This is a genomic window from Myxococcus sp. CA033 (assembly GCF_013336625.1).
Taxonomy (GTDB): Bacteria; Myxococcota; Myxococcia; order Myxococcales; family Myxococcaceae; genus Myxococcus; species Myxococcus llanfairpwllgwyngyllgogerychwyrndrobwllllantysiliogogogochensis.
This window is the reverse complement of record NZ_JABUMU010000096.1, coordinates 1-405: the sequence shown is the minus strand read 5'-3', so window position 1 is coordinate 405 and position 405 is coordinate 1. Positions and strand designations below refer to the sequence as shown.

General features: G+C 74.3%; 1 pseudogene. It reads left to right on the top strand.

Features of this window, described 5'->3' with window-relative positions:
- Window positions 1-92: 92 nt before the first annotated feature.
- Window positions 93-405, top strand: a pseudogene (locus tag HUA78_RS45795) (hypothetical protein); the annotation flags it as partial.

Here is a 405-nt window from a genome sequence, read left to right as displayed (position 1 = left end):
ACCTGGATTGAGCGCGGCCCTGTGCGGGGCATGACAGACGCCCGACACGCCGGAATGCAGCCCGCCAGAGCAGCGCTATAGCTTGCAGCGCCATGCGCTCCTTCCTGTTCGCACTCGTCACGCTGCTGTCCGCCTGCGCGAGCTCTCCGCAGCCGCAGCCGCCGTCGGAAACCCCTCCTCCCACCGCCACCGCTCCGGACGCCACCACCCCGGCCGGCGCGACGGGCATGCCGGGTGCCCCTCCCACTGACGGCACGCAGGCCAACGCCGGGCCCGCGACGTCCGGGGCTCCCGCTCCCGCGGATGCGGCGGTGAAGCCGGAGAAGGTGGCGCCGGACGTGCCCTCCGGTGCGGACGCGGCGCGCATCGCCGAACTGGCGCGCAAGGTGACGCCGCTGGTGGACG